This is a genomic window from Streptomyces sp. NPDC006265, from assembly GCF_040613555.1.
Lineage (GTDB): Bacteria > Actinomycetota > Actinomycetes > Streptomycetales > Streptomycetaceae > Streptomyces.
Genome location: NZ_JBEXSH010001266.1, coordinates 1 through 1885 on the forward strand (window position 1 = coordinate 1; position 1885 = coordinate 1885).

The window sequence follows — 1885 nt, forward strand, 5'->3', positions numbered from 1 at the left end:
GCCTCGATCTCGCACTCGCGCGGCAGGGCCTCGTCGAAGGTGAGATGCACCGTGCCGTCGTCGCCGTGCAGCGACTCGACGTGCCGGCCTGCTTCCGCCGGCAGGCCGGTGAGGAACTGGCCGAAACACTGCGTGCACGGCAGCGCGAGGGGCACCTGCCCGATCCCCTCGTCCTCGCCCTGCCCCGCGGCGGCGTCGCCGTGGCCCGCGAAGTGGCCGCCGCGCTGGACGCCCCGCTCGACGTGCTCGTCGTACGGAAGATCGGGGCGCCCTACCAGGAGGAGCTCGGCGTCGGAGCGATGGCCGGGGACGAGGTGCCGCTCCTCGACGAGGACGCCCTGCGCCACCTCGGTATCGGCGAGGCCGCGCTCGCCCCCGTCATCGAGCGGGAGCGCGCCGAACTGCGGCGACGTGAGCGGCTGTACCGGCAGGGCCGCCCCGCCCCGGACCTGCGCGGACGGTCCGTGATCGTCGTGGACGACGGCTTGGCCACCGGCTCCACGGCCCGGGCCGCGCTGCGCTTCGTACGCGGTCAGGCGCCCGGGAAGGTGCTGCTCGCGGCGCCCGTGTGCTCCCCGGAGGGCGCCGAGCTGATCCGCGCCGAGGCCGACGAGGTGGTCTGCCTGTACCGGCCGGCCGCGTTCATGGCGGTGGGCCTCTGGTACCAGAACTTCGACCAGCTGTCGGACCAGGACGTCCTGGAGGCGCTGCACGTGCAGCTTTGACTGAATGTTCACCTGGCGGGAGTGGCGGGAATCGGCCACGGCGGATCACGATGTCCCTTCCCCACACCTGCATCAGGAGCAACAAGTGAACGTCTCGCTGTCCGTGTGGCTGCTGACTGTGGCAGCCCTGTGCGTGCTCGTCGCCGTCGACTTCTTCGTCGGCCGCAAGCCGCACGACGTGTCCATCAAGGAGGCCGGGACGTGGACGGTGGTATGGATCGTCCTGGCCGTCCTGTTCGGTGTGGGGCTGTGGTACTTCGGTGGGAGCGGGCCCACCGGCGAGTTCTTCGCCGGTTACGTCACCGAGAAGTCGCTCAGCGTGGACAACCTCTTCGTGTTCGTCCTGATCATGGGGAAGTTCGCGGTGCCCACGCAGTACCAGCAGCGGGTACTGATGGTGGGCGTCCTGATGGCCCTGGTGCTGCGGGCCGTGTTCATCGCGGCCGGCGCGGCGATCATCTCCACGTTCTCCTGGGTCTTCTACCTCTTCGGCGCCTTCCTGATCTGGACCGCCTGGAAGCTGGTCCAGGACGCGCGCAAGGACCAGCACGAGGAGGAGTACCAGGAGAACAAGCTGCTGAAGATGGCGGAACAGCGCTTCGGCGTGGCCGACCGCTATCACGGCACCAAGCTGTTCATCGCCGAGAACGGCAAGCGGATCATGACCCCGATGCTGGTCGTGATGCTCGCCATCGGCTCCACCGACGTGCTGTTCGCCCTCGACTCCATCCCGGCCATCTACGGCCTGACGCAGGACCCCTACATCGTGTTCACCGCGAACGCCTTCGCCCTCATGGGCCTGCGTCAGCTGTACTTCCTCATCGGCGGCCTGCTGAAGAAGCTGGTCCACCTCTCCTACGGCCTGTCGGTCATCCTCGGCTTCATCGGCGTGAAGCTGGTGCTGCACGCCCTGCACGAGTCGGGCGTCCACGTCCCCGAGATCGGCATCTCGTTCTCGCTGTGCTTCATCGTGCTGGTCCTGGCGGTCACGACGGTCACGAGCCTGCGCGCGTCGAAGAAGCAGGAGGCGGAGACGGCGGCGGCTCAGCCGGCCGCGGAGGCCGACTAGTGCCGCGGCAGGCAACGTTTGCCCGTTGAGGAGCGGCGTCCGGTGCGTGCTCTCGGCGTGCCGGCCGGAAGCCCTCGTACCGGACGTACTC

General features: G+C 68.8%; 2 protein-coding genes. Both read left to right on the forward strand.

Annotation, left to right across the window (positions count from 1 at the left end; genetic code table 11):
- The first annotated feature begins 44 nt into the window (after positions 1 to 44).
- Complete coding sequence (locus ABZ281_RS47880) at positions 45 to 725, forward strand: phosphoribosyltransferase family protein (RefSeq protein ID WP_356664970.1); 681 nt, start codon at positions 45 to 47, stop codon at positions 723 to 725.
- 85 nt (positions 726 to 810) lie between these two features.
- On the forward strand, positions 811 to 1794 hold the full coding sequence (locus tag ABZ281_RS47885) for a TerC family protein (RefSeq protein ID WP_356664968.1): 984 nt from the start codon (positions 811 to 813) through the stop codon (positions 1792 to 1794).
- Positions 1795 to 1885: the final 91 nt, after the last annotated feature.

What these genes read in the sequence shown, in the direction of transcription:
- ABZ281_RS47880 (WP_356664970.1), top strand. Translation starts at nt 45, where the DNA reads ATGCACCGTGCCGTCGTCGCCGTGCAGCGACTCGACGTGCCGGCCTGC.